At 51.6% G+C, this 3,896-nt stretch carries 2 protein-coding genes; both read right to left on the bottom strand.

What is annotated here, in order from left to right; all coding sequences use genetic code 11:
• Window positions 1-181: 181 nt before the first annotated feature.
• Window positions 182-1,936, bottom strand: a complete 1,755-nt coding sequence (locus tag CAG65_RS02895) for an alpha-amylase family glycosyl hydrolase (RefSeq protein ID WP_161452051.1) — start codon at window positions 1,934-1,936, stop codon at window positions 182-184.
• A gap of 169 nt (window positions 1,937-2,105) precedes the next feature.
• On the bottom strand, window positions 2,106-3,896 hold a 1,791-nt coding region (locus tag CAG65_RS02890; RefSeq protein ID WP_161452050.1), incomplete at its 5' end, for a M28 family metallopeptidase.

Below are 3,896 nucleotides of genomic sequence, written 5' to 3'. Positions count from 1 at the left end.
GTACGGAACCGCTTTGTTTTTTGTTTAAATGCGGCGGGCACCCCAGAAATCTCCACAGGGTGTTTCGTGGGCAGCGTGAGTTGTGTAAAAGAGACAGGAAAATAAGCGTTGATTGATACATGTTGTTGATAGAGAGCTCCCGCAAGGGAGTTTTTTTGTTATGAGAAATATTACGGGGGGGTTAACTGAAAAAAGCACGGGGCGTACCGGGAAGACGCATCGTCACGTGCCCGCCATGATTATCAACGCTCAGCCGGTAGTCTTGTTGGTGGAGTAAGTCGTGGAGCATATAGTGGCCATCAGACAGCGACCACTGTTGCATCAATTCACTGGGTAACCGCAACGTCAAGTTGTGGCTTTGCCCGGCACTGAAATTCGCAACCAGAATCAGTTTTTGCGTGGCGCAGGAGCGGGCAAACGCAAACAGGTGATCTTGATTTGGATAAAAACCCTCGAAGTTGGCGGCGTACAAATCATGGTAGTTCCCCGTCAGAGCCGGGCTGGTGATAGTCAATTGGAGTAACCGCTGATAAAACTGGCGCAGTGTCCGCTCCTCCTCGGTCAACTTCGCACCGTCATAACGGCCGTGGTTCATCCAGCGTTGGTGGTGAGGTACTCCGATGTAATCGAAGATGGAAGTACGCGATGGCTGGCCGAAACCAGCATTCTCCGCGCCTGGCTCACCGACTTCCTGACCGAAGTAAATCAGGACTGGCGCTGAAGAGAGGCAGGTAGCAACGAGCATGGCCGGTTTGGCTTTATGTGGATCCTTGGCAAAAGCATCGGAGGCGATACGCTGCTCGTCATGATTTTCCAGAAAGTTCATCATGTGATGCTCGATATCGCGCAGTTGCCACTCGATGCGGCCAAGTTCCCGGGTGGATCCTTCTCCTTGCACAATGGCACGTAACTGATCGTACAGGTCAACTTTATTGTACAAATAATCCATCTTACCGAGCTGGATGTAGTCGCGATAACACTCGGGTTGATAAACCTCAGCGAGTAGGAAGGCTTCCGGATTCACCTGCTTAATTGAGGTGTTCAGGTAGCTCCAGAACTCGACGGGTACCAACTCAGCCATGTCATACCGAAAGCCATCTACCCCTTGCTGCAACCAATAGACGGCGATATCACGAAACTTTGTCCAGGAGTCGGGCAGCGTTTTTCCTTGCCAAAAGGCAGCGTGCACCTGATAGGGCTGTTCGTGGTAACCCGGAGGCAAACGGTCGAACTCGACCTGGCCATCAGGTGTGACGCCAAAATTGATTTTGACGGTGTCGTACCAATCATCGAATTGAGGCCGGCTTGCGCGCGCCCCGTTGCCACTCCAGCGCGCGGGATATTCCAGATAATCGTGTGCACTTTTTGTGGCCGGAACAAAACCTGCGGGAAAGATTGGCCGTTCAAACGGTGTGTTGGGCAGATAATAAAAATTGTTGTCGCGCTGGTATTCCAAAGTCGTGTCATCGTTGGCACCAAAATCAAAGACGCCGACGGGGTTGTTGAAGCCCTGGTACGTTCTGGCGACGTGGTTGGGCACGATATCGATGATCACTTTTAATTCCGCGGCATGAATTCGTTGTATCAGGGCCAAAAATTCGGCATTGCGATTGCTTGGTTCATCAGCAAGATCTGGGTGAACAGCGTAGTAGTCTCTAACCGCATAGGGCGAGCCGGCGCGCCCTTTGACGATAGCAGGGTGGTCGAGTGGGATGCCGTATGCGCGATAATCGCTCGTGGTGGCGTGGTGAGGAATCCCCGTAAGCCAAAGGTGAGTGATGCCGAGATCGCGGATTGCCTGCAACGCTTCTGGCGTAAAATCACTGAGCTTTCCGACGCCGTTGGTTGCCTTGTCTCCCCATGCTTGATGCTGAGTTTGAGTATTGCCAAACAGACGGGTCATGACTTGATAGACAGTGTATTTTTGTTTGTTCATCGTGCTGCCATTCATCCTGCTTTTGGTTAAGCATAACGGACAGCGATTCGAGTGGCTCGTCGACGGAAGGATGTTGAGAGGCGCAGGTTGATGAACTGTGAAGTGGGCAACATTTGGTGCAAATAAAAAGCCACGCGTCCGCGTGGCTTTTAAAGCTTATCACTGTGCTTTATTTGCGATCTTGGTCGAAGTCACCGTGGAAGTGGCCGTGATCTGAATGACTGTGAGCGGCTTTTAGCTTCTCACCGATGCGCAGTTTCTTCACTGGCGCAGCCACACTCAGGGCACGAGGAGCTACTTTGGCTTTGGTCTGCTCTTCTTTAGCCGGGAACAGAGGCTTACTGAAAGCGTAGTAAGTGGTCACATAGGCCAGTGCCTGAGTGTTCACATACAGTGCTTTCTGGCTGATGTTGTTCAGATCATCACAAGCCTGGTGGTAACACTTGTCGTACGCAACGTCGATTTCGCCACCGAACTGATCCACTTCTTCAGCAGTTTTGACTTTCTCGGCACCAGTAAACAAGCCGCCGAATGCCACACCCCAGTCAGCAAAGCCAGCGTAGTCTGAGCGTTTTGATAACGCTTGAGGAACGGTTGATTCTGACTTCGCAGAGAAGAACTCATTAAAGGTTGCTTCGATGTCAGACGTACCAAACGGTGGTTTGAAGTCGCCAGTGTAGGCGTTGTCCGGGCTATCTTTGGTGTCGGACAAGTCGCCATCCATCACGCCGAAGATGTAGTTTGGTGAACCGATCATGTCGAAGTTGAGGTACATCTTCACTTTGTTGAGCTTGTTATAACGCGCGTCAACCAGTTCAAGCTGCTCTTCGGTCAGCTGGCTTGGGTCTTCCAGGCCGAGTTCGTCCAGAATCTCTTGCTGCGCTTGCTCATAAATCGGGCCAAACAGCTCACTGGTGTAGTGTTCAGAGCCAACCAGACCTGCTTCTTCTGCTGCCCACCAAGCAAAGCGAACTTTGTTTTTCACCGGAGCTTTGGTGTTGGCCAGAGTAACAGCGTATTCCAGCAGACCTGCGGTACCAGAGCCATTGTCATTGATACCCGGACCTTCAGGAACGGAGTCAAGGTGGGCCCCCAACATAACGACTTGGTTCGGGTTACCGCCCTTCGTTTCTGCCAGTACGTTCTGAGTAACGACCATTTCATCTTGAATGTTCACATTCAAAGTCGCAGGAATGGCTTGAGCCTCGCTCAGATCAAACCACTGTTTACCCAGATCGTAGCGCGCACCGAAAGCAGGAATCGAGGCGGTGGTATCGCTGCCCAGTGTACCGTTGACGACTGATTTACGGCCTTCATCGTTACCCTGGTTGAATACGACCACTGCTTTGGCACCAGCACTTTCTGCATTAACCACTTTCGCGCTGAAGCTACAGCCACCCCGCTGAATGACGGCAATTTTGCCAGCAACATCTTTGCCGTCGAAATCGCTCGCTTCACAGCCGTCGGTGTCGTCGTAGTTTGGATCGGAGAACGCAAAGTCAGGCGTGACGAACGCTAATTCACCGCTCAGTTCACCGTCCGAGCCACCAGAGTAAGACATCACCGCATAATCCGGTTCAACACCTTCGTCTGCTTCACGAGTGCTGATAAGGTCAACGCCATCAACGTTAAGCTGAGTACCGCTCAACTCTTCCCAGGCACGGAAATCGAATTCTTGCGTTGTGACTTTGTAGCCATGATCTTTCATGACTTCGATAATGTAGTCGACGGAGTGTTGATAACCGTCAGAGCCGGCTGCACGTGTTACCGAACTGCCATCTGTGGTTTTGGATGCACGAGCTTCCAGCTCGACCAAATGATCCACCACCTCTTCACGTTCAATTTTGCTACTGACGTAACCCGCCGCTTTCTTCGGATCGTCCCAGTAACAACCTGTGAGCATGGTTGAGCTGATGACGGTCGCGAGAAGCGTTCTTTTTGTTGTCATGCTTACTTGCAT

The sequence above is a fragment of the Vibrio sp. V39_P1S14PM300 genome (genome assembly GCF_009904765.1).
Taxonomy (GTDB): Bacteria; Pseudomonadota; Gammaproteobacteria; order Enterobacterales; family Vibrionaceae; genus Vibrio; species Vibrio proteolyticus.
This window is presented reverse-complemented; position numbering and strand designations above follow the sequence as displayed.

Excerpts from the sequence above, each read along its gene's own strand:
- CAG65_RS02895 (WP_161452051.1), bottom strand. The coding sequence starts at position 1,936 with ATGAACAAACAAAAATACACTGTCTATCAAGTCATGACCCGTCTGTTT.